The sequence below is a fragment of the Vibrio sp. Vb1554 genome (genome assembly GCF_033344235.1).
Genome location: NZ_JAWPOJ010000009.1, coordinates 19,147 through 42,259 on the forward strand (window position 1 = coordinate 19,147; position 23,113 = coordinate 42,259).

A 23,113-nucleotide genomic window follows, 5' to 3' on the forward strand; every position below is an offset into this window, starting at 1 on the left:
GTGTTTATTTAGAAATCGGCTTTACGGACAAAGTGCGGGTTTTTGTACTTTTTCTGCGGACCAAACGATGATACGACAAGTTTGTTCCATAATGTTTTGTCAAACTCACCCTTTGGAATCGAAGGGTAGAGGGTTTCCTCTTCTTCTCTTGCAAAGTTCATATATTGTTTCTTTTTAATTTGATTGTACTTTTTGGCGATCTGGTTATGTTTTCTTACCCACTCCAGCTTGTAATTGTGGAGCACTTTTTCACCATCTTCGAGACTCATCCGAGATAGGAACAGTCGCTTGTATGAGACCTTTCTGTCCAGCATTGTGCGCATAACGGTTTGGATATATTTACCGTGATGCGTAATGGTAATGTCGTTTTCATCAATAGGAGTGACACACCAGCCTTTAGGTAAAAAGTCTGGCTTCTTAAATTGCTTATTACGCTCCATTAGCGCCTGATGTAAAACTAAATCAGAGGTGCCGCGGAACGTCTTTTGCCATTTACCGATACGAATTTGAATCGAACCAGGCAAGCGATAGATGTTAGTAAACTTATCTTTGTCCATGGACTTGTGTCATGAGATTAATGTGCATAATTAGAAAGCGGAATTCAGCCCAATGCCACAGGCAGTAGACTTAAGTACCGTACGATTTTACAACGACCTTGCGTGATATAGCGAGGGGTTATGTCAATAATAGGTAAGAAATAGAAAATTAGTTCACATTATGAAGAAATTGGAAGCTAACAAGGTTAAATTTTGAAGTTACACGAATTATGCCCAGGCCGACTAAATAAAAAGAAGGCACGGGCATAAAATCACACCGCTTCTTCGAGTTGCTTGGTGTCTTCTTCAATCTGTTGTAGATGTCGGTTTGCTTGCTGTAACTGATACATTTGAGCATAACGACCATTTTGCGTTAAGAGTGCTTTGTGTGTGCCTTTTTCGACTAACTCCCCATGATGAAGAACAATGATTTGGTCTGCATCTAGGATAGTTGAAAGCCGATGAGCAATAACAACGAGCGTCATGTCTTGTCTGAGTACCGCCAAGCTCTTTTGGATTAAAGCCTCTGTTCCTGAGTCAATATTTGCGGTTGCTTCATCTAATATCAATATCTTAGGTTTTACCACAAGCACACGTGCTAACGCCAAAAGCTGTTTCTGACCCGCAGATAAATTAGTTTCGCCTTGACCTAACTGCGTGTCTAGTCCGTTAGGGTAACGATGAATTTGTTCTGCCAAACCTATCTTGTCTAACGCATCCCATATTTGATTGTCATCAACCGCCCGACTGAGAGAGATGTTTTCTCTGACTGAAGCAGGGAGAATATGTGGATCTTGTTGGACCATTGCCACATCTTTGCGAAGTACGTCTTTCCCTAATGTTTTAAGTGGACGACCATCTATGAGCAGTTCACCACATTGCGTTGGATAAAAGCCCATTAACAGTGACGCTAATGTGCTTTTACCGCTTCCTGTATGCCCGACAAGCGCGATAAAGTCTTGGTGGTTGGCCTTCAACGAAATGTCTTTTAATACGTCCTGTTTACCATCGTAGCTAAATGTGAGGTCTTTAAGTTCGATAGCACCTGACCTTAATGGTTGATGATCGTCCCCGTAAGTTTGTTCTTTCGCATCAATCAATTCAAAAACACGTTCGCTTGATACTAACGCCTGCTGAAGTAGAGCAAGTTGCTGAGTCATCTCAATTAGTGGTTCAGTAACTCGCGCAAGATAACTGATAAATGCATACAGTACCCCCACACCAATCAACTCAATACCATTAAAACCAAAGATCGCAACCAAGCAAAGCAACGCAAGACCAGCGAGCAAGTCCATTAATGGTCTTAGCAGATAGCCGTTTAGCCGAATCACTCTTTTAGATGCCACCAGATGCTCTGCGGTTAGCTCGTTGAACTGTTTATTAAAACGCTCTTCTTGTTGCATTAATTGAATGACACTCATCCCTTGAATGGATTCACTTAGATTCGCATTTATATCGGTCAATAGGTCACGCATCTTTCGGTAGCTTTCTGTACTTAGTTGCTTAAACAAGTACATAAAGCCGATGACGATCGGCAGCAATGCAAGCACAACGAGTGTGAGCTTCCAACTCATGAAAAACATAACGCCAAGCATTACGACAATCATGACCACGTTTTTCACCACGGTCGCGATCAAAAGCTCATAAAATTGCTGTAAAGATTCCGTATCGTTGGTGATTCGCGACACCAATTTTCCAGCAGGAGTGTAATCAAACGCAGATAACGGCTGCTTAATCACGCCAGAAAATACTTGCTTACGAATCGCTTTGATCGTGTTAGCCGCGACAATGCTAAATTGCAATGACTGAAAATACTGGAATGTTGCCGATACGATCTGAAGAGCGATATAACCTACTGCTAGCGAAATCAGAACATTTTGTGAATAGTCACCTTTAGCGATGTGCTCATCAATGAAATATTGAATCAACCAAGGGCCGCCGGCGCTAGCTAACGCTGCAATAAACAGCAAGGCGAGTCCTTTAGTCATTGGCTTTGGTTGAGATAATGGGTAAGACATTAACCGTTTAAACGTGCTGGTCTGGTTCATTCATTATTCCTCCATCGCCTGTTCTAGTTTTTGGTACTCGAACATTTCGGCGTACCATCCCTGATGCGCTAATAAAGCGCTATGTTGCCCACGTTCAGTAATGTGGCCGTGATTCAAGACAATGATCTCGTCTGCTGCTTCCAATGCGGTGAGGCGGTGTGCAATAACGATTAGGGCTTGATCACGGTAGTGTGTTTCCAAATTCTTAAGGATTTGATGTTCGGTCCGTCCATCAACAGCGGAAAGTGCATCGTCCAAAACCAACACTTGGGCATTCAGCAGCATAGCGCGTGCTATCGCAATACGTTGTTTTTGCCCGCCGGAGAGTGTAATGCCTTTTTCACCAACTTCTGTTTGGTAGCCTTCAGGAAACTTCTCAATATCGTCATGTATACAGGCTAACTTTGCTGCTCTATAGACTTCTTCTTTCTCTGCATTAGGGTTGCCTAAGGCAATATTGTCGAAGATAGATTTGGAGAATAGAAACGGACTTTGGTTAACGACAGCAAAGCGGTTTCGCCACTGTGGAAGTAGGGCATCCTTGATCTCGACATCACCGAATTTAATTGAGCCGTTTTCTAAATCATGTTGACGCAAAAGTAGTGTTAACAGGGTCGATTTTCCGCTTCCTACCGGCCCTGCAACTCCCAACATTTTTCCGGGTTCCAGTTCGATGTTTACTTCCGTCAAAGCGGGCGGTAAATCACTAGACCAATGGAAATCGTCGATATCAATTTTTAACGGAAGTGGTTTATTTTCTATTGGCTTATTGCCACTGATAATTTCTGGCTTTTCATCAAAGATCTCTTGTAATCGGTTCCATGCAGCAGAGCCTCTTTCTAAAATGTTAAATAGGAATGCGAATGCCAGCATCGGCCATATCATCAACCCTAAATACATCGTAAATGCGGTCAGATCACCAAGCGTGATCTCACCTTTATCAACAAGGTAAGCACCAGCAGCGACACTAAGAAGGAAAGAAAGACCGATGGTTAACTGAATTGCCGGGTCAAATCTAGCATCGACTCTTGCGACAGCGATGTTCTTTTCGCCAGTATCATCCACAACCTCTTCAAAACGTTGCTGCTCTTGGTTTTCTAATCCGAAAGCACGCAGCATTCGCACGCCATTAAGTGACTCTTGTGTCATGTCTGACATGGTAGAAAAGGCTTCCTGAGCGACACGAAAGCGTTGATGTAGGATACGCACAATAAAGAAGATGATGATGGCAAGAAATGGCATTGGAAGAAGCGCCATTACGGTGAGCTTCCAGCTTACTTGCGTTACCATAATGATTAAAACCGCAATACCAGTGATCAAAGAGTCTGCGGCGGTTAAAACCCCTTCGCCGGCTGTCATAACGATATTACGCACATCATTAGTGCCACGAGCCATCAGATCCCCCGTCTTGTAACGTTCAAAAAAACGAGGTGGCTGTGTCGATAAATGCCTATATAGACGGTTACGTAGAATGGTCCCGAGCTCCCAGCTTGCGCCGAAAAGCCAAATTCGCCATAAGATGCGACACCCATAAATGGTAAAGATCAGTACAGTTAACCCTGAGAGCCATAGAATCAGCGTATTTGTATCTAAAGTGTTGTCTACGACGCCATCAACGATGATGCCAACTGCTTTGGGCGGAACAAGCTGTAGTGCTGATATCACAGCGAAAAGCAGAATGGATCCGACATAGTGCCTCCACTTTTGTTGGAAATACCAACGTAGCTGCCAGAATATTCTCATTACGCCTCCCGCTTTAAATTATTGAATTTGTTATAGAACTATTATTGAGCGAAATGATGAGTTTACAAGCACAAGTTATAGGCGGGTTTAAAAACGATAGATTGTTTCAATTATAGCCATGTGTCGGCGCAAATTACTGGTTTTATCTCTATGAGCTAACTGTGCGACGACATTATGTGAAATAGTTGTTAATGGTGGTTTTGGAGCCATGACCTTGCAATAACGATGAAGACACCAAAAGTAAAAGTGTTACTGCCACTCTATATGGGAATTAGCAATCGTCAGTTTGTATTTTGTATTTCACTTGGCCACCAGGAGTTTCTGGGTAGTAAACTTCGACATAACACATATGTTCTGGACCAACAGGCTTGTTTGCAAAACCAATAAGGAAGTAGGGCTCGTCTGGGCTATCTACCCCATACCAAGTGTTAATAGTGAGTTGCGGATCAAAGCCTGCTAGCTCTTTTGCTGGAATAACATTTTTGATAAATCCAAAGTAACCAATTAGGTCGTTATGGCCGTCATTATCTAGATCAATGTTATATTGTATGCCGCCATCTACTGTCTCTTGAGATTGAATCACTGCTTTGGTGTAGACAAAGTTGTTGGCGGTCATGAGTGCTTCTCTGGCTCCATATAGAACCGCCACTCTGGCATCTTTTTGTAAGCCAAGAAATTTAGGAAATGCAACGACGCTTATAATACCAAGAATGATGATGCACACAATGAGTTCAATAAGAGTAAATCCTTGAGAGCGACGCACAGCCTTTCTCCATGTTTTAGAAACGAATAGGCGACTATTCTGATATAGAAACTTTCAGGTCAAGTATTAAAAAAGAATGATAGTAAGAGATCGGGATTGCAAATCTCAAATATAAAACAAGTTGCTTATTTTCGAGATGAGGAGTGATTTTGATAAAAACCAAGGAGTGAACTCGAGAGGATAAAATCCTCCCGAGTAAAGCGACTAAGATTCGTGTGTCAGAGCACTGCGGTTACGTTTAAAAATGAATCGCCAAATAAATAAGACAATTGCGATGTAACCTAATCCTACACCAAGCGCTTGCCAGTGCATGCCGTTATACATCGCGATTGGCATCAAAGAGATGATGAAGATGTCAGTGATTGAGCCAGGGACATAAGCGATGGCGTAATCATCAAGTACTTTGCTACGCATTTTGGGATCAACAATACGAAGTAACGCAATACCCATGGCAACCGTACCGGTTAACCAACCCCAAGAGAAAATGCCTTTCTCGAACCAATCTTCGCCCATGATACGTGGGGCAACCCAGAAGATTAGCCATAGTGTGAAGGCGATACCGCCGATTGCAAGCACTACCATCGGCATTAAATACTGGGCTAAGACGGTAATCTTGATGGCTGAGATACCAAAGATAATCAAATAATCGGTACTGATGCCCGCAGCGTGTTTGAATGCACCGTCACAAAGATAGCGTGAAGCTTTGGTTTGTTTCGCGATGATTCGCACAAGCATGCCGCCAAGGAAGCCAGTTACGAACGTAGGGATTTGTACCTTATCGTGGAAAGAAGACAAATAGTTGGCGGCGACATAAGAGAAAGCCGTTACCACTACAACCAACGCCGCGTGAATCGCAAAAGAATCAACCGACAGGGAAGACATGGTGTCTTTCATTACCGGCTCTTGATCATCAGGCTTAACGAGCCCCTTGCGTTCGTGTTCATCCATGCTATCGAATGTCGTAAAGCTACGAATCCAACCCATCTTCAATGCGAATTGCAGCATGAGCATGCCGACAGAAATTGAAATGAAAATACCCACGGTTGCGAACGTTAAGCCAAGTGTGAAGCCATCTTCCCAGCCAAGCCCCGTGAAGATTTCACCAACAACAGATGCAGAGCCATGTCCGCCCATAAAACCCGCAGACATTGTCACACCAAAGCCGGGATTAATCTCTGGCCAGAAGAAGGTTGTGAGAACTAGACCAAACATTGCCGCAAACAACCACTGAGAAACAGAAGCGATTTGGTTAAACGCCCACAATGAGCCAGCACGCTGTGCGACGGCTTTAGGTGATGGAACATCCGTTGCCAGACCTAACGCAGAAAAAAGTGCAGCAGTTAATAGGCTTGCGTTAGCGGTAAACGTATCGGTCCAAGGCAGTACGTCTAACAGGGCTGGTCCAAAAATTAGACCGAATAATCCTGCGAGAACCGCCGATGGAATGTACATACGCTGTAGTAATGGCGCGTGAACGCGAATGACTTTTGCCAAAATCAATAGTAAGCCAGCGATGGCTAAGTCAGTCAGCATTAGACCTTTAGGCATCTTATCCTCCAGTAAATGCAGTCAAGGGGTAGCGTCCTTGTGACCTACCTTGAATAAAAATCTCTCTCAAGCCAAAAAGTCACATACGTGACTAAAAGCGTTGAGAAATCAATGTCGTTTTCATAAGCAAAGGAATGTGCTTATGCAATTTGAAATGAGTGTAAATGTTGTGATTGCACACGAACAGGAAGAGAAATTAGATTAAATTTCTCGATATTTTTTTGATAGTTCACTCAGGAAAGGCGGCAATCCTAGTCACTTTGTCAGAGCAATGCAATTGGTGTGAATCAATAAATTATGCCTAGTTAATGGGTGTCTCTGACTAACAACATGAAAAATAAAGACAATTAACAAGCAATAATATTTGTCATATCGACAATAAAAGTTAATTAAATGGTTAAATTGTCGCCGCTTTATGGGGTGACGTCATGGATTCACATGAGAAAGAATAAAATCGACCAAGGTACGGTTTTTAAGGGAAAGCTGTTTTGAACGGTAAAGCAGGTGGATCGGTTTTGGCTTGGGAGCATGTTGCTGGAGAATTTCTACCAAGGCACCAGATTGGATTTCCTGCTCAACTAAGATCTTTGGTTGCAGAAGAACACCAGAGCCTTTTAACGCAGCAAACTTAAGCACATCACCATTGTTAGACGTTAATCGGGTGTTGCTGTTTCCAAAGGTATTAGATGGCATGTTCACCACTTGTTGGCTTTCTCCTTGGTGATACTGAAACCCCAAACAATGATGGTGTTCAAGGTCATCAAGCGATTGGATAGGGGCATGTTGCTCAAGGTAAGAGGGTGAGGCGCAGTAAGTCATGTGGTATTCACCCAACTTTCTCGCGACTAACGACGAATCGACCAATTCACCGATTCGAATAATCACGTCAGCTTCGCTTCGATATGGGTCAATCAAATTGTTGTCCAACATCAGCTCAACGTTCAAATCGGGAAATTCAGCTAAGAAGTCAGCCACGATAGGAGCAATGACCTTTTTGCCATACGTGACAGGGCAGTTAACTTTTACTGTTCCGGTTGGACGGTTGATCAGCGTCTGGATTAGGTTCTCTGCGTTGGTGATGTCTTCAATAATGCGGTGGCACTCTTGATAATAGAGCCTGCCAGCTTCGGTCAGGGACTGTTTGCGCGTGGTGCGATGAATCAGCTGTGTACCTAAGCTTTGCTCAAGAAAGCTCACGTGCTTGCCAACCATGGTCGGTGAAATATCAAAGTGGTGTGCTGCATTACGAAAGCTGCCGTGTTCGACCACGTAAGCGAAAACTTTCATGCTTGTTAATTTATCCATTACACACCCAGAGTTGATAAAGAAATAACTAAAGCAGAGTTTATCAATCAAATGAGGTTAATTACAGTGGGCGTATGATTAAGAATGGAGAAAGAGATCCATCATGAGCGAGACGATTTTTGTTACCGCCGAACTGAAAATGAATGCCGATAAGCCAAGACAACAAGTGGTTGAAGCCATTGAACAATTTTGCCTTGATATGCAAAGCGAAGCGGGGTGCTTGCAAGCGAATGCGACCTACGATTCTAAAGATCCACAACGTGTGATTCTTTGGGAGCGATATGAAAACCGCACCGCGATTGAAGTGCATTTTGCTATGCCGCATACACAAGCGTTCATTGCAGCTGAAATGGCAGAGTTAGTCCAAGCATTCGAAACCCAAGCTCAATAGGAGGCGTGAACATGAAATGGGGCATTTTAGGCACAAGCTTTATCTCAGGAGTCATGGCTGAGGCAATCCAAGGCGATGACAAGAGTGAACTGTACGCGGTTGCTGGGCGTTCGGAGCAGAACTTACAGGCATTCGCTGAGCAATATGGCATCGAGAATACGTTCAACGATTACGATGCGTTGATTGCTGATGAGCAAGTCGACATTATTTATATCGCATTGCCAAATCACCTTCATCATGACTTTATCGTCAAAGCGGCAGAGCAGGGGAAAGCGATCCTGTGTGAAAAGTCACTCTCGGTAGATATGGAAAAAACCGAGCTGGCACTTCAAGCAGTAGAAGCGCACAAGGTATTCTTTGCTGAAGGCTTAATGTATTTACATCACCCGTTGATCCGCGAGTTGGTTTCGGTGCTGAAATCGGGAGAGATTGGTGAGCTTCGCTCGATCCATACGTCTTATATCGCGTCGATTGCGCAGTTTGTGAATCCAGACAGTAAAGGTGCTTTGTATAATTTAGGTTGTTACCCAATGTCATTGGTGCATTTGGTGGTGAAAACCATGTTGGGTGAACAAACCTTTGAGAACCGTTCAATGACAGCGATTGGTCGACAAGGTAACGATGGGAATATCTGTGAATCGAGCTTGATGATGCAATTTGGTGAGCAACAAACAGCGAGCGTTCACACTGCCGAAGATCACGGATTGAAACACCAATTCACCATTCTGGGTAGCAAAGGCTGTATTACGCTAGATTCAAACCCATGGCTACCAGCGCAAGAAAACCAGTTTAGTGTGGAAATTTACGAGACGTCGAAGCGTGAAGTGTCTGTACCGGCTGCAGGGGACGCTTTCTTCTATCAAGTGCGCAATATTCGCCAAGCGGTTGAAGCAGGGCGTACCTCGTTAGAAAACCCTTGTGCAACATGGGAAGACTCTCACCGTATTATGCAGCTACTGACTGAGTGGGAATCACTAGCTTCAAAGTAAGTCTGTACTTGAACCAATGAACATAAAAACGGCGCACTAAATACAATATTTGGTGCGCCGTTTTTATTTTGTGTTCAGTCTGGATTAAATGCGATTATCACCGGTGCTGAACGCAATGATTTGGCTGATCTCAGAAAGGCTTCTGCCACTTTCTTGTTGCCATTGAACAAACGCTTTGTTGGTAGCATCGAGCGATTTCTTCGTATCTTTGCCACCTTCAATGATCTTGCAATTGCGCAGGTAAGCTTCAACGTCGCTAGACAAGATGAAGGTATCAACGCCCATTTGACGCAGTGTGTAAGGGCCTGTATTTCCGCCTAGGCGATTACCGCGTTTCTTCAAATACGCCCATAGGTCGGTGATTTTCTCTTGCGGCCAATCGGCAACCATTTTGCCAAACGAGCCGTATTCGATTTTTGCTTCGTGGATCATACGAGCGTTGGCTGGAATCGACATGACTTTAGTGAGGTGGCGAATGATGCGTTTGTCGGTTGCTTTGGTTTCCCATTGCTCGTCTGACAGCATCAACAGCGGCTCAATCTTAAATCCGAAGAACACTTCTTCGAAGTTCGGCCATTTGTTGCGAACCACGCTCCATGAAATCCCACTTTGGAATACCTTCATCGAAAAAGCGGCCAACCAACGGTCATCTGGAATCGCAGCGAGTTCCTCTTTGCTTAGTGGATGAGACAAAAGCGCTTCAAGTTGATCTTCACCACCTTTACGCTCAGCAGCGCGCTGATAAATCGCGTCAAATTTTTCGATACTCATAAAAGAAGTTAGTCCTAGTTTATGTCGATATTTGTGAAACATACTACGCTTAAGTGACTGAATCGTAAATTGATGGAGTGTCACAAATGAAGAAGGTCACATTAACGTTTGTCGGGGAAGGTTCGGATCGTATTGCAGAAAAATTCTATGCGTGGATGACGGACGGTGGGTTAGAAGACAGCATGATTGAGAATTTATCTGACCGTGAAATCTCAGTGGTCGGCATCAGTGATATGGATAATGAAACGCGTGATGTGGTGATCAATACGGAAATGAACTAACGAGTCGTCGTTCGTCAGCAAGTAGAATCAGATAAAACAAAGCCCTTCACTCGAAGGGCTTTGTTGCGCTTATAAGCATGAGAGCTTAGTTATTTACCAGCGTCAGACCGCTTGGGAGTGCATCACCAAAGATACGCTTCGATTCGCTCTCAGATAGCTCTTTGACTTCTTCAACCAGTGATACCCAAGATTCAGGCACCTTGCTTTGCTTCAACTTAGCCAATACCTGCTCACGGTAGTCGTCCGAGATATCGAATAGTCGGTCGCCCGTCTTACGACAAATCATTACGGCTGCAAACGCGATCATTGGCTCTTTCTGCCAGTTCTGCTCTAACAGCTTAGGCAACCATTGTTCCGCTTGTTCACGAGGAACAACGTTATGCTGACTGCCATATAAAGGCGTACGCGATGCCAAGCGACCCATAGCCCACCAGTGCGCTTGTTCGAACTGGTTATGGTTGATGGCTTTGCTCAAGAACCACGTTGCCAATAGAACTTTGTCTTCGACTTCTAAATGCTCCAGAGAGGCTGACAAACGTACCATCGACTCGTAACCCATGTCTTGCGCCGCTTTAGCGGATTGTGGGTTTTTCATCGCGCCAGGGTGCAGATATTTCGCGATGTCCGCCAAGATGGTTTCTTGTTGCTCTTGGCTCAAGCCACCTGCGATACGGCGCCAGAACACCCACCAGTCGGTCCAACCTTGATGGTTCTTAAACTGAATGTTTTGTTGGTAGAGACCCCAAACTTGCTCAATACGCCATGAGTCGGTTGGATCGCCAAAACCCGGACGCAGTGCAAAACCTGCCAAACGAAGCCAGTTTTTCTCGTGTTGTTCAGAACGGCGACGACGCTTACGACCTTGTGCAAAGGTATCGAACAGTTGACGTAGGGTAGTGAAATCCCACTCGTCACGTTTGCCCAGTTTCTTCTCAAGATCTTTGGCTAAGGTTTTGATCTCTTTGCTTTCCGCGCTTTTCTTATTACCGCTGTAAAGGCGAGCGATCAGCTCCTTACATTCGTTCAGTTTAGGGTGGAGCTTAACTTGCTCGCTGTCGTCGGTTTGCTTGTTACGAACTTCGAACTCCAGTTCCCAACGTTTGCTGTCATCTTCTGCGCTGACACATTCCATCTTAAGTGTGCCGACTTCAGTCAACTGACATGCCAGTTGTACTTCTACACGCTCTTTCTGGTTGGCTTGCAGTTCGGCACCTTCACCTTCAAGGGTGGTGATATAAGGCGGAAGAGGGGCAAATAAGTCAGGATCAACGTCCACCATCACACCGTTTTGAATAGCGGTGTTATTGGTTAAGGTGTCGTGGGTAGACGTCAGCAGGTTAAAGCGAACGGGTTCACCTAGGGTAAGCGAGAAACGACGACCACTTAAGCGGATCTCGTGTCCTTCTTCTGTACCTTTTGCAAGCAAACAGAGCGCTTTGCCCATCTTGTTCTTCTCTTGAAGGTGCAAGAAGTAAGAACGCGCTGCACCACCACCAATTTTTAGCTGTGCACCACGACGTGCTTTACCAAACGCAACAGCACCTAATGCAACAGACCAATCTGGATGTGGGTTATCTAATACCGTAACCGGAGCGCCGCGCCAATCGGACAGTAGGGTAGTGACACGCTCAGTCACAAGTTCACTATTGAACACACCACCGTTAAGTAGCAAACCTACCGGAATGGCATTTTGTTTGTCGTCTTCAAAGCCGAGAGCGGCACGAGCAACTTGTTGGTGCTGAGTTAAGAACTCAGCAACGTGTTTGCTCACTGCTGGGTCAGCAACGTATGGAAGACCAAACTCGACAACCGCGCTGCGACGTTTGTCTGGTACTTCACTGAAATCAGAAAGTGGGAAGAAGCCATCCAAAGCGATTTGGTGCACTTCTTGTTTGCTCAGCCCAATACTCTTTGTTCCGCCAAGAAGTTTCGAGCCGCTGCCCAGCATGGTGATTTTCACTTCTTCAGGTGCATTCGCTGAAAGCAGGTTTTCTTTCGCCTTGCGAGTTTGCTGAATCAGCTTAGTCAGGCTTGCTGCAGTGAGCTTCTTACTTTGGTTGAAGCGGCTCTCCGCAAGGTGTGCTAATGCTAGGTCGAGGTTATCACCACCCAGCATCAAGTGTTCGCCAACACCAATACGATCAAGGGCTAGTTCATCTTGAGAAGAGAAACTGGCTTCAATCAAGCTCAAGTCGGTAGTACCACCGCCCACATCACACACCAGAATCAGCGGTAACTCTTTGAGTTCATCAGCTGCGGTTTGCTGGTGGCGTGCGTACCAGTCGTAACATACGGCTTGTGGTTCTTCGAGCAGGACGATTTTTTTCAAACCTGCCAACTCAGCGGCTTCAAGCGTGAGCTTACGAGCGGTTTCATCGAACGACGCTGGAACAGTCACAACCACATCTTGGTCTTCTAGCTTATTGCTAGGGTGACGGTAGTTCCATGCTTGACGAATGTGGTTGAGGTAGCTTGCGCTGGCAATAACGGGTGAGACTTTATCTACGTCTTGCGCACCAGCCCAAGGAAGAATGTCTGAGCTACGATCCACTGCTTGGTGTGATAGCCAGCTTTTAGCACTGGATACCTGACGTCCTTCCACCTTAGCGCCTAATTCACGAGCCCATTCACCCACGATCACATTACTAATGTCGCCAGATACCGGTTCGTTTTCCCAAGGAAGTGTTAGGTCAGAAGGGGAGATTTGACCAACTGCAGGGTGATAGCGGAAAGAGGGCAGCAATGGTTTACGAACCACTTCACCCGGACCAATCAATTGGTCGATGTCGAATAGGGATACTTCGGATTGTTCAAGGTTGTCGGTGATTTCACAATACGCCACCACAGTGTTTGTGGTGCCAAGGTCAATACCAACAAGAAAACGAGGAGATGCCATACAAACCTTCGTGTATTTAAAAACGGCACCCGATTGGATGCCGTTTGATTTCTATTTATTCTTCTTTGTTTGAGTTGCTTTTCGCGTCTTCGCGCACATCGAACTCAACATGCCATTTTTGACCGTTATCAGCGGCAATGGCTTCTAAGTAAAGCGTACCAAGCTCTGTCACGCGAGAGGCTAGGGTTACCGGAACCACTTCACCTTCACGGCGACCTTCAGATACAGGCAGCGTTACTTGAATTTCTGGTAGCTCTTCAAGCTCTTCTGGTGCCCAGTAGTCTAGGTGAGTACCCGCTAGGTCATCACGACGAACGGTTGAGCCGAAGAATTGGAAGTTAACCGGCTGACCGATGATCAAACCAAACTCTTGGCTTGGTACGTCAACGCTTGAACCTTCTTCCATACCAAATGGTGCAACACACAGTGCTTCCATTGGAGGCGCCATGCCGGGAATCGCTGGCATCGCACTTTCGATACCCACGTAGTACGCCGAAGCAATACCACCACGAATACGAACGCCTTGTCCACGACGCACAGAGCCGTAGTAAGCCGCACCGCTAGCAACTGCAAGGTCTAGATCCACACCTGTTAGGCGTTTTGCCATTTCAGCATCTGCTTCAATTAGCCATTCGTTGATCGTGTCTTCTAGACGAGTTGCTAGAAGTTTCGATTTCAGAACACCACCGTTGAATAGGATTGCGGTTGGCTTGATGAAGTCAGCTGATTGGGCTGCATCCGCACCTGGCATACCAGGCATGTTCGCGAATGGATTGAAATCTTGAGCTGCTGCTTCTGCGCCATTTCCTGAAGCAGAAAGGGCATTAGCTTGCTTAGACAAGAATGCAGCAATGTGACGAGTGATGCCTGCATCTTGTGCGTAAGGCAGACCCATTTGCGTTAGTGCACCACGGTTACGTTGAACAGGGTGGTCCGTAATCGCAACTTGAGGGAAGAAGCCGTCAACCAGTGTTTGTTGTACTTCTTCTTGAGTCAGTTCTGTTTTCAGCGTTGCGCCAAGCAGTTTAGAACCACGACTTGGTACTACAATTGGCACTGACTGAAGCTCGCTGTCGTTCAATAGCGCTTCTTTCGCGTCACGACATGCGTGTGTCATTGCCTGAACTTGCCATGGCTGTAGCTCTTTGCCTTCTTGCGCTAGCTTCATTTTCAAGCGGTACGCAAGTGCAAGATCCATGTTGTCACCGCCAAGTAGGATGTGTTCACCTACCGCGATGCGGTTCAGAGTTAGGTTGCCGTCGTCTTCAGTTACTTCAACCAAAGAAAGGTCGGTTGTACCACCACCGATATCGACCACAAGCACGATGTCGCCAACTTCAACTTCGTCGCGCCATTTGTCGTTGCTGTTATCGATCCAGTTGTAAAGTGCAGCTTGTGGCTCTTCTAGAAGTGTTAGGTGCACAAAACCAACGTTGCGTGCTGCTTCTGCAGTTAGATCGCGAGCAGCAGGATCAAAAGAAGCAGGAACCGTAATGGTTACGTCTTGATCGGCAAGGTTGTGATTTGGGTTCGCGTGATTCCAAGCGTCTTTTAGGTGCTCTAGGTAAAGCTCTGTCGCACGAAGAGGGGATACTTTTTCCACTTCTTCTGGGCTACCTGCTGGCAGGAAAGCATCACGACGGTTCACACCTGCGTGGCAAAGCCAAGATTTCGCACTTGCAACAAGACGAATTGGTGTTTTTGAACCTAGGTTACGTGCAATTGCACCAACTAGAGCTTTTGGCTCGCTCGACCACGGAAGAACGCGTGATTGCGGGTTCATTTCGTGTTCGTGCGGCTGGTAAAGGAAAGAGCCTAATTGACTGCGAGTCTCTACCGTACCCGGCGCAGTCAACTGCGGGATTGGCATCACTTCAACGCGAGCGTCTTCGTTGTGTGTATCAACAAAAGACATGACACAGTGTGTTGTACCTAAGTCGATACCAACACTGAATTTAGGTGTCTGTTGAGTTTCAACAGACGCTTCTTGAGAATGGTTTTCTTGGTTCATGTGTTCCATTACAGCTCAACCTCAGCTGGAGCGATCACAGAAGCATCGTAGTTCTCAGCAAGTTTAGGCAACGTCATTGATGTTGCTTTCCAGCCTTTGTGAACTAGCGTGCCGTTGAATGGCGCGCTGCCTGTTACGTTGCCAGTTAGGCGGATTTCTTGTGGGTTGAAGCCTTCTTCAACCGTAATGCGAGTTTCTTCGTCTTCGTTACGAACATGCGCTAGCGTCACGTAGTCGTTCAGTACTTTCTGACCGCCAGTGTGGATTACGCGAGCGGCTGCGCCTACTTCTTCATCAGAGAATGACGTTAGGTCTTCTTTTAGGAAGTCAATCAGGCGAGCTTCTTGTTGCATGATAGAAAGCAGCTGCATTGCAGAGTCCGTTGACGCGGTTGCAAGTTTTGATTCAACTTCCACCACTTTTTCAACGACTTTCTCTACTTCCACTACTTTTTCTACTTCAACGATCTTCTCAACTGGTTTCTCAACCTCGACGATTTTCTCGACTGGTTTTTCTACCACTTTCTCGACCACTTTTGATTTGCGCGACACTGCAACTAGAAGAAGCAAAACGCTCGATGCGGTTAGGCCAGCGTGAAGCATATCGAACGTTTGAGGAATTAGGTTCAAATCAATGTTCATGACGTTTTTTCTCTTTCTATTGATTTATTGGTGCTCAGTATTGGCTCATATTTGTTCACTAAAACGATCGTCTTTGCGATCTTGCACCAAGTTTAGACATTAAAATGATGACGGATGGTAGCATATTCAAGGCTTAAGGCTGTAATAATTCGTGACTATACCGTACGAACAGCGTGAAAAATCGACGATCAGACTCCCCAATATAGGTTGTTGCTTGATGTTTGTGCATTGCTAACGCAGTATTTCAATAGATCCCGAAGTTTAACTTACGGAAGTATCAAAAATTACGATATGACACAAAGCACCGCTCATAAGAGCTTTATAAAACGACATTCAGACTCTATTTTAGCTTTTTTGGCGACTTTATGTGTCACTGCTGGTGTAGTTGGTGCTGCTTATACAATGCAGCAACGGTATACACAGACGACGTTTGATACTTTAGCCGACCGACAAGCAGAATCACTTAAAGCAAACGTCGAGAATGATCTAAAGTTCATTGGTGCGGGCGCAAACTTTTTCCATTCGATTGAGCGAAGCTATTGGCCATCGTTTCCGATGTATGCAGAACAAGTGATTAACAGCTCGCGAAGTCTCATTGGACTTCAATGGATGCAAAAGGTCGAATTTGAAGATCTTGATGAACATATTTTAAAGACCCGTCAAAAATTTCCAAACTTCCAACCGTTTACCGTTCCTAAAGATGGTCCCAAAACCTACGGGTACATTTTTGAACACAATGAGCCAATTTTCATCGCGTCGGATATCTACCCAAGAACACCGGAAAACCTTTCTCTATTGGGTTTCTATTTTTCGCGCAAACGCTTCGATTTAATCTTGGATGATATTTCCGAAAATGGGCGAGCGAATGTCTCGGATAAAGTTCGCTTGCTGCAAGATGGTTATGACAAGTCCATACCTAAGACTGGGTTGCTGGTGTTCCATCCAGTGTTCGACTTCGAGAACAAATATTTATTAGGAGTAGTGACCGGTGTTATCCGAAGTACGGTCTACTTTGAGGATTTGATTACGAAAACCGCGACGGAGCTCGATATGTCGGTGCGCGTAGAAGATTTGGGATTCGACGCAGCAGATGACCCTGTTCTCTTTCAAAGTGCGAGCTGGGACAACATTCGAGGAACGGTTATAAGCCGGACCATTCAACTGCCTAACCGTGAATGGCGTATTGACTTTAAGCTTTCTGACGCAGTCTCAGCTTGGGAACGTTCTATTTTAGCGGGCACGACACTAGCCGGATTGGTAATCGCCTTTTTGATCAGTTGGATTGTGAATTTACAGTCTCGAGAAAAAGAGCGCTTAGCGGTCATGTTGGAGCTCAAAACCGTTGAATTAAAAAGAATGGCAGAGCGAGACCCTCTAACTCAACTACTGAATCGCCGAGCATTCAACGATCATTTGCTTAATCAGATAAACAAAGGTGTTAACTTCGCCTTGGTTGGTTTTGATATCGACCACTTCAAAGTGATTAATGACAAACACGGCCATTTAGGTGGAGATGAAGCGTTACAACATGTCACTAAGCTGGTCAGTGCTAATTTAAAACCGGGAGATAAGTTTTACCGAGCTGGTGGTGACGAGTTTTGTATTATTTCTAAAGTCATTGATAGAGCAGTGCTAGAAGCTTACCTAGAAAAATTACGGAGTGTTGTGGCAAGTACGGCTTTTGATTATGGTGATGCGTCAATCATCTGTACGTTGAGTATCGGTGCGGTTATCCATAAAGAAGAAGATCCTGAGAGCTTGTATCACAAAATGGATAGTCAACTCTATTTGAGTAAAAAAAACGGCCGTAATAATGTGTCGATCGGCGATTAAATGGGCGCACAAATTCGAGTTTTACGCCGTGTTACGATAGAATCGCACGCTTTAAATTTTTATGTTAGGAACCAAGGCAAACTATGAACCATAACCGTATTGTATGCTTCGATTTAGAAATGTGTTGCTGGAACGAAAATGGCGTCGGCAGCACGGGTGAAATTATCGAAGTGGGGTTAGCTGAAATAGATTTGTCTAAAGGTGAGATAGTCAAGCGTGCTCAATACTACGTGAAACCAGAACACGATGAAGTGTCTCTGTTTTGCGCTGAGTTAACGGGCATCACACCACGTAAGATTGAAAAACAAGGACGCCCACTAGAAGAAGTGCTTAAATCCATGGTTAAGAACTTCGGTGGTCGCAACAAAATCTTTGCATCTTGGGGGCGAGATGACCTCATTCTTCTAGAAGAGTGTAAGCAAAAAGGTATTGAAGCACCGTTCACAGAGTTCATCAACTTAGCGACACTCTACCGTATTCAAAATCGTCTTAAAGATAAACGTATAGGCCATCGAGCCGCTCAAGAAGCAAAAGGAATAGACTGGGAAGGGCGTCAACACTCTGGCTATGTAGATGCATATAACTTAGCTAAGCTTGCTTTGACCATGTTTTAGTTATTCGAACCTAGCTAGCTTGTAATTAAATAATCATCCAACCATTGTTGTTTTGTCATGCAGTCTGTTTAGTGTGGAAAGAGCTAAACACATACCTTGACCAGTATTTTAATAACAATGTCGTTGGCTTATTGAAAAACGCGCAGAGTGCGCGTTTTTTTATGGCTACAGAAGCGATATCTGTTGTCATCCTAGGGGTAGCTTAGAGTTAGCCAGCGACTTATATACTCATCTCGTCACTTTACTGAGACTGTAACTTCGCTCGAATGAACTCGCTGTGATCAACATAGAGTAGCTCTGCTGTTTTACGGATCACCGCGTCTTCTAGCGGGTCAATTTCGCCGTCTGCGTAAGCGACTTCCCACATGCTTTTGATTAAGTTGTAACGAGTTTCTTGAGTCAGTTCTCTTAGTTGAGAGGTAAAGTCGTACAGCGAAGCGGAATCTTTTATTTTCTGTTGCGCTTGCTCTAACAAAGTATTTGATTCTTCTTCATTTAACGACAGCAGTTTCATCAATAAAGAGCGCTTTGTTTCTTGTTCTCTATCATCGACACTATGGTCTGCACCAGAAACTTCACAAAGCAAACACGCGATAGCCATGTTAGGGGAAAGTGTGTTGGTTTGGCTTAAATCAGAGCCATCAATGAGTTGTTTAAATAATGATGTGAGAGAATTAAACATAATGAACACCGAGCTATTGTTTATTTGGTTAACATGGTAATAAATACGGAAGATCTCAAGGTGCGATACCAAATTTAGCACGCCGTTGACATTTAAGAACGGCCACTTTCTCCCCAAAAAAACCTAAACTCCTGAGTTAGTTCAAGGTGACTTGCCTCTTACAAAGGGCAAGTCATTTTGGGATTGATACTCAGCTTTCAGCACGTGTCGGTGGAAAATGAACTTCGTCACCATCACTCGTCAGAATACTAATTTGACTTGGTTTGCCTTCATCATCAAGGCGTAGCTCACCAATGGCACTATGGTTAACCAAGCGATAAAAGTTGTGCGTACTTGGTGCGCGTTTGTAAATCTTGAGTCGTTTACGTTTTGTGAACCAGTTTAAAGGTGAGCGAGGGCTGTATAGCAGTCTATCTAGGCCATCACACATATTGAGCAGTTGTGTAGGGAACTGATTTTTAATTCCACTACAGGTGATTTGATAGATATTCGGACTGTTTTTTCGATAGCGGAGCTTAATATCGTATGCAAAAGAGTAGTGCACGTCGCCAGAGAGAATAACAAAGTTAGTTGGTGTCTTTGTGTGTGTGAAAATACTAATAAGAGTATTCGCACTTCCGGGGTGAGCCATCCAGTTTTCAGCATCAACCATCAATGGTTTACCAAGCATGGTCACCACACGTTGTAGTGCTTCGATAAATTTCACACCAAACATTGGCGCGGCAGAAACAATAACAACCTTGTCTTGATGCACGAGCTCCTGATGGAACTCAATCATCGCTTCCCAGTCCATTAAGCCAGAAGGTTTGTTCATTTTAGACTCAGAACGCCAGCGTCTGGTTCGTGTATCTAGCACGACAACTTTTGGTGTCGTAGGAATGGTGTAGTGCCAATTCTCAAAGCGATACAAATATTGAATAAATGCATCTTGGGTTTGCGAGGTTCGCTCATCGATAAAGCGTTGAGCGAGGCTCATAAATTCATCATTGAATTTTTCTGGCGCATTTCCCCAACCTTGGCAAAGCCAGTAAGCAATCAAGCTATTACCGATAATGCGTTTTGCAAACGTGTTGCTGTATGCGGCTTGTTCCCAGCCTATGGTGAGATTCCAATCGTCGGTGACATCGTGATCATCAAAAATCATATAGGTTGGAATGTGAGCGAGTAAGCGTTGAACCTTGTCCAGACCTGCGACGAATTTATCAATTTGCTTTTTTTCTTCGCGCCATTGCTGCTGCCATTTGGGTTCAAGAACTTCTCCGCCGACAGTAAATTCGTTTTCTAACAAACGATCCGTTCGAACAAGCTTCCACAAGGTCGGAGACCAAACCAATAAGTACATTGCAAAGCACTCAGCAAAGCTTATTAGGTGATTCTCACACTCTTTGGCGCTGAATATTGGTGTCCCTCGGTGTGGAAAAAACTTACTTAGTAAACTGTCATCACTCACATAATGAGGCAACAATTTATCTCGACCATAATAGCAAGCAGGGTGTTGGTAGAGCTCATTGGTATTTTTTATCGGAGCTTGATCGAATTCTTCGCCTGGCAAACCCAATAAAGCTATGACTTGCTCAATGGCATCGAGAGTGGGGCCTGCAACATGGTCTGCATAGATTTGATCACCACTCATGATGAGCATATCTGGTCTCTCTTCAATGGATTGAGACGCGATTTTATGATCCGCAGCGACCAATGTATCATCACTGAAGTGATGGGGATTACGGCAAGAGCCATGTAAGAGATAATCCGCTTTTTCACTAACGAGGAACTCAATACCCAAGTTTGGCGTATTATCTCGCTCATAAGTTAGGTGAGGGAGCAGTTCCGTCACTAAGCCATATTGCGTTTTTATTTGATAGCGTAACGCTTGATGGGTTGGAAACTCGCCTTCTAATTTAAGTAAGCAACACCACGCATTGAGGCCGATTTGAAGCTGTTCTTTTTGTTCACTTAAAGGGGCTTGATAAAGGATGGAGGCATTTTCATCCGTAATTTGCACCATACCCTCCAAGCGTTGGGTGGTGACTAGCCAAATATTGATTTCAGTTGCGGTCACTTTACGTAGGATCGGACCTGCAACGACAAGAGGAAGTGAAGAAATTTCAGTCGTGTTCATCAATGCTGGCAAAACGGCTCCTTATGTGTCAGCTTCTTCTTCTAATATTTCGATAACTTGCGAGCTACTAAGTTCATGTCCCATAAGGAACAAACCAAGCATCGCATCGGCTTTTGACGCGTTATCACTGTCTTCATCCAAAATTTGCTGAAGCCGAGTTCTAATTAGGTCGATTTCGTGTTCGACGAAGCCACGCCCTTCTTCGTCACCTTGACCATCTTCTGGTGCATTATCAAAGTGCAAAAACAACATGTCACCATCGAGTTGAGTCCCTATCAACCTCTCTGGCAGCCATGCTTCTCCCATCACAATGTCTGGGTCTGTATCTGCGGGTAAATGATTCAAGGTAGAGATGAGTTCTGATGCTTTCACTTTTTACTTCATTATGTTTGATTTAGAACTAAGCTAGAGTTTAAGCGCTTGTTGTGATGGTAAAATATTCGCAAACAAGCTCACCTAGTCGTGCAATATTAATATGATCTTGGGACTCAAACTGTCACGAGGATGACAACATTTGCCATTGTAACGGCTATCATCAGCAGAACATAAGCTTTTAATGGCAAATCATTGATGTTTGCCTGCTTCTCAACCAACATTTTTCGAACTCATGAAGAGATTAATTCTAACAACACTCGCTTTACCTTTAGCTGCGGCAGTTTCTTCTGCGCATGGTTCAGAAGAACAAACGTGGGGGATTGCTGCGATGTATCGCACAGCATCGATTCCGTTTTATACCGCCGATAATGACTCTACGGTGAGTACATTTGTACCAATGATGTTCTTTGAAAACGAACATGTGTATATCAATGGCATTGAAGGTGGCGCTTTTTTGTATAACGAGAGTGATTCCGACTGGCGCGCGAGCGCACTCATGCGATTGAGATTTGTCGATATTCCCATGTCGCTACAAAATGCTAATGAAGGGGACAGAGTCGATTTCGGTGGGCAAGTGCGTTATAGCATTAACGACACTTGGCGCGCAGAAGTAGAGTTGATGACGGACGACGAACTCCAGTTTCACTCTAATTACCGCCTTGCTGCCAATTATGTATTTGGTGATTGGGAATTAGAGCCATCGATTACGATTCGATACAAAGACGCTGATTTCAATAGTGAATATTATTCCTTTAAGGATATTACTGGCGAGAGAATTGGAGCTGGGCTTGACACCAATCTTGGTATTAAAGCGCGTTACCATGTAACTTCAAATTTGTATTTATTGGGTGAGACGAGTGTTACTCGCTTAGATGATAACGCCTACAACAGTCAGCTTGTAGAAGATCGATATCAGGGAGAAGTGTTTGTCGGTTTTGGCTTTTTCAACGATAAAAGCAAAGCTCCGAAACCGACACTGAGCAATAAAGCATATCTACGTATTGCGCATGGTTGGGCGACGCCTTCGAACATCGGTGAAATATTTAGCTTTGAGAGAGAAAAAGACCCATACGACAATCAACTTACTTCATTGTTTTATGGGCATCCATTAACGGATGAGCTGTTTGGTTTTCCTCTTGATATTTATTTAACGCCAGGGTTGGTTCATCACTGGTCGTCCAGTGTTCAGTCTGCGAGCACAGAATACGTCATGGCGATTAAGGCTTATTATACGGTTAATTGGCCTACGACTTGGCGATTTGGTGTAGCGGAAGGTGTGTCATACATTGATAGCATTACCTATATTGAAGGCACAGAAATGGAAGACAAGGGTTATACACCAAGCAAGTTGCTCAACTACCTAGATTTCTCGTTTGATGTCAATGTAGGCGATCTCTTCAACCAAAAGAGCTGGAACAATATGTGGGTGGGCTATTCATTGCATCACCGCTCGGCGATTTTTGAAAGCGCTTCGCAGTTTGGGCGAATTAAAGGTGGGAGCAACTACAATACTATTTATTTCCAGTTCGAGTTTTAGCGCATCACGAGATGCATATAGGTCGGATTT

19 protein-coding genes are annotated in these 23,113 nt (G+C 44.6%); 6 read left to right on the forward strand and 13 right to left on the reverse strand.

The genetic code is table 11. The features are described from left to right. Positions 1–8 precede the first annotated feature (8 nt). From R8N28_RS09590 to R8N28_RS09615, 6 genes are all read right to left on the reverse strand, one after another. Complete coding sequence (locus tag R8N28_RS09590; RefSeq protein ID WP_005377712.1) at positions 9–557, reverse strand: hypothetical protein; 549 nt, start codon at positions 555–557, stop codon at positions 9–11. Between the two features lie 251 nt (positions 558–808). Next, entirely contained in the window at positions 809–2,584 is a 1,776-nt protein-coding gene (locus R8N28_RS09595; RefSeq protein WP_065274504.1) for an ABC transporter transmembrane domain-containing protein, read from the reverse strand. Between the two features lie 3 nt (positions 2,585–2,587). Then, on the reverse strand, positions 2,588–4,327 hold the full coding sequence (locus R8N28_RS09600; RefSeq protein ID WP_065274505.1) for an ABC transporter transmembrane domain-containing protein: 1,740 nt from the start codon (positions 4,325–4,327) through the stop codon (positions 2,588–2,590). Between the two features lie 271 nt (positions 4,328–4,598). After that, positions 4,599–5,090 carry a prepilin-type N-terminal cleavage/methylation domain-containing protein gene (locus tag R8N28_RS09605; RefSeq protein ID WP_065274506.1) on the reverse strand — a complete coding sequence of 164 codons (492 nt, stop codon included), beginning with the start codon at positions 5,088–5,090 and terminating at the stop codon, positions 4,599–4,601. A gap of 204 nt (positions 5,091–5,294) precedes the next feature. Beyond that, the gene (locus R8N28_RS09610) at positions 5,295–6,638 is read right to left on the reverse strand and encodes a sodium/glutamate symporter (protein WP_065274507.1); all 1,344 of its coding nucleotides are present in this window, start codon (positions 6,636–6,638) and stop codon (positions 5,295–5,297) included. A 426-nt stretch (positions 6,639–7,064) separates the two neighbouring features. Then, entirely contained in the window at positions 7,065–7,943 is an 879-nt protein-coding gene (locus tag R8N28_RS09615; RefSeq protein WP_053350570.1) for a LysR family transcriptional regulator, read from the reverse strand. 103 nt (positions 7,944–8,046) lie between these two features. On the opposite strand from R8N28_RS09615, the gene R8N28_RS09620 reads away from it, so the two are divergent. Then, positions 8,047–8,334: a putative quinol monooxygenase gene (locus R8N28_RS09620; protein WP_065274508.1), complete on the forward strand. Its 288-nt coding sequence runs from the start codon at positions 8,047–8,049 to the stop codon at positions 8,332–8,334. A gap of 11 nt (positions 8,335–8,345) precedes the next feature. After that, positions 8,346–9,323, forward strand: coding sequence for a Gfo/Idh/MocA family protein (locus R8N28_RS09625; RefSeq protein WP_065274509.1), 978 nt, complete (start codon positions 8,346–8,348; stop codon positions 9,321–9,323). 84 nt (positions 9,324–9,407) lie between these two features. Here the strand turns inward: R8N28_RS09625 and R8N28_RS09630 are convergent, their stop codons facing one another. Further along, a complete protein-coding gene (locus R8N28_RS09630; RefSeq protein ID WP_005377694.1) occupies positions 9,408–10,094 on the reverse strand; it encodes a DNA-3-methyladenine glycosylase I in 687 nt (228 codons plus the stop codon). Between the two features lie 86 nt (positions 10,095–10,180). On the opposite strand from R8N28_RS09630, the gene R8N28_RS09635 reads away from it, so the two are divergent. Next, positions 10,181–10,375, forward strand: coding sequence for a hypothetical protein (locus tag R8N28_RS09635; protein WP_005377692.1), 195 nt, complete (start codon positions 10,181–10,183; stop codon positions 10,373–10,375). A gap of 85 nt (positions 10,376–10,460) precedes the next feature. Here R8N28_RS09635 and R8N28_RS09640 read toward each other — a convergent pair whose 3' ends face one another. The 3 genes from R8N28_RS09640 to R8N28_RS09650 are packed head-to-tail and all read right to left on the reverse strand — an operon-like array spanning position 10,461 to position 15,923. Further along, positions 10,461–13,271, reverse strand: a complete 2,811-nt coding sequence (locus R8N28_RS09640) for an Hsp70 family protein (RefSeq protein WP_065274510.1) — start codon at positions 13,269–13,271, stop codon at positions 10,461–10,463. 55 nt (positions 13,272–13,326) lie between these two features. Further along, positions 13,327–15,291, reverse strand: coding sequence for an Hsp70 family protein (locus tag R8N28_RS09645; protein WP_065274511.1), 1,965 nt, complete (start codon positions 15,289–15,291; stop codon positions 13,327–13,329). Next, positions 15,291–15,923 carry a DUF2760 domain-containing protein gene (locus tag R8N28_RS09650; protein ID WP_005389474.1) on the reverse strand — a complete coding sequence of 211 codons (633 nt, stop codon included), beginning with the start codon at positions 15,921–15,923 and terminating at the stop codon, positions 15,291–15,293. The genes R8N28_RS09645 and R8N28_RS09650 overlap by 1 nt, the downstream gene beginning before the upstream one ends. A 291-nt stretch (positions 15,924–16,214) precedes the next feature. Between R8N28_RS09650 and R8N28_RS09655 the strand changes: the two genes are divergently transcribed. Both R8N28_RS09655 and R8N28_RS09660 read left to right on the forward strand, forming a co-directional pair. Beyond that, a complete protein-coding gene (locus R8N28_RS09655; RefSeq protein ID WP_005377686.1) occupies positions 16,215–17,756 on the forward strand; it encodes a sensor domain-containing diguanylate cyclase in 1,542 nt (513 codons plus the stop codon). 83 nt (positions 17,757–17,839) lie between these two features. Continuing rightward, positions 17,840–18,370, forward strand: a complete 531-nt coding sequence (locus R8N28_RS09660) for a 3'-5' exonuclease (RefSeq protein ID WP_005377684.1) — start codon at positions 17,840–17,842, stop codon at positions 18,368–18,370. 241 nt (positions 18,371–18,611) lie between these two features. Here R8N28_RS09660 and R8N28_RS09665 read toward each other — a convergent pair whose 3' ends face one another. From R8N28_RS09665 to R8N28_RS09675, 3 genes are all read right to left on the reverse strand, one after another. Then, a complete protein-coding gene (locus tag R8N28_RS09665; protein WP_017820644.1) occupies positions 18,612–19,052 on the reverse strand; it encodes a TerB family tellurite resistance protein in 441 nt (146 codons plus the stop codon). Between the two features lie 190 nt (positions 19,053–19,242). Then, entirely contained in the window at positions 19,243–21,183 is a 1,941-nt protein-coding gene (locus tag R8N28_RS09670) for an alkaline phosphatase D family protein (RefSeq protein WP_025766686.1), read from the reverse strand. Between the two features lie 9 nt (positions 21,184–21,192). After that, positions 21,193–21,543, reverse strand: coding sequence for a hypothetical protein (locus tag R8N28_RS09675; protein WP_005377676.1), 351 nt, complete (start codon positions 21,541–21,543; stop codon positions 21,193–21,195). 235 nt (positions 21,544–21,778) lie between these two features. On the opposite strand from R8N28_RS09675, the gene R8N28_RS09680 reads away from it, so the two are divergent. Next, the gene (locus R8N28_RS09680; protein ID WP_065275072.1) at positions 21,779–23,083 is read left to right on the forward strand and encodes a MipA/OmpV family protein; all 1,305 of its coding nucleotides are present in this window, start codon (positions 21,779–21,781) and stop codon (positions 23,081–23,083) included. Positions 23,084–23,113: the final 30 nt, after the last annotated feature.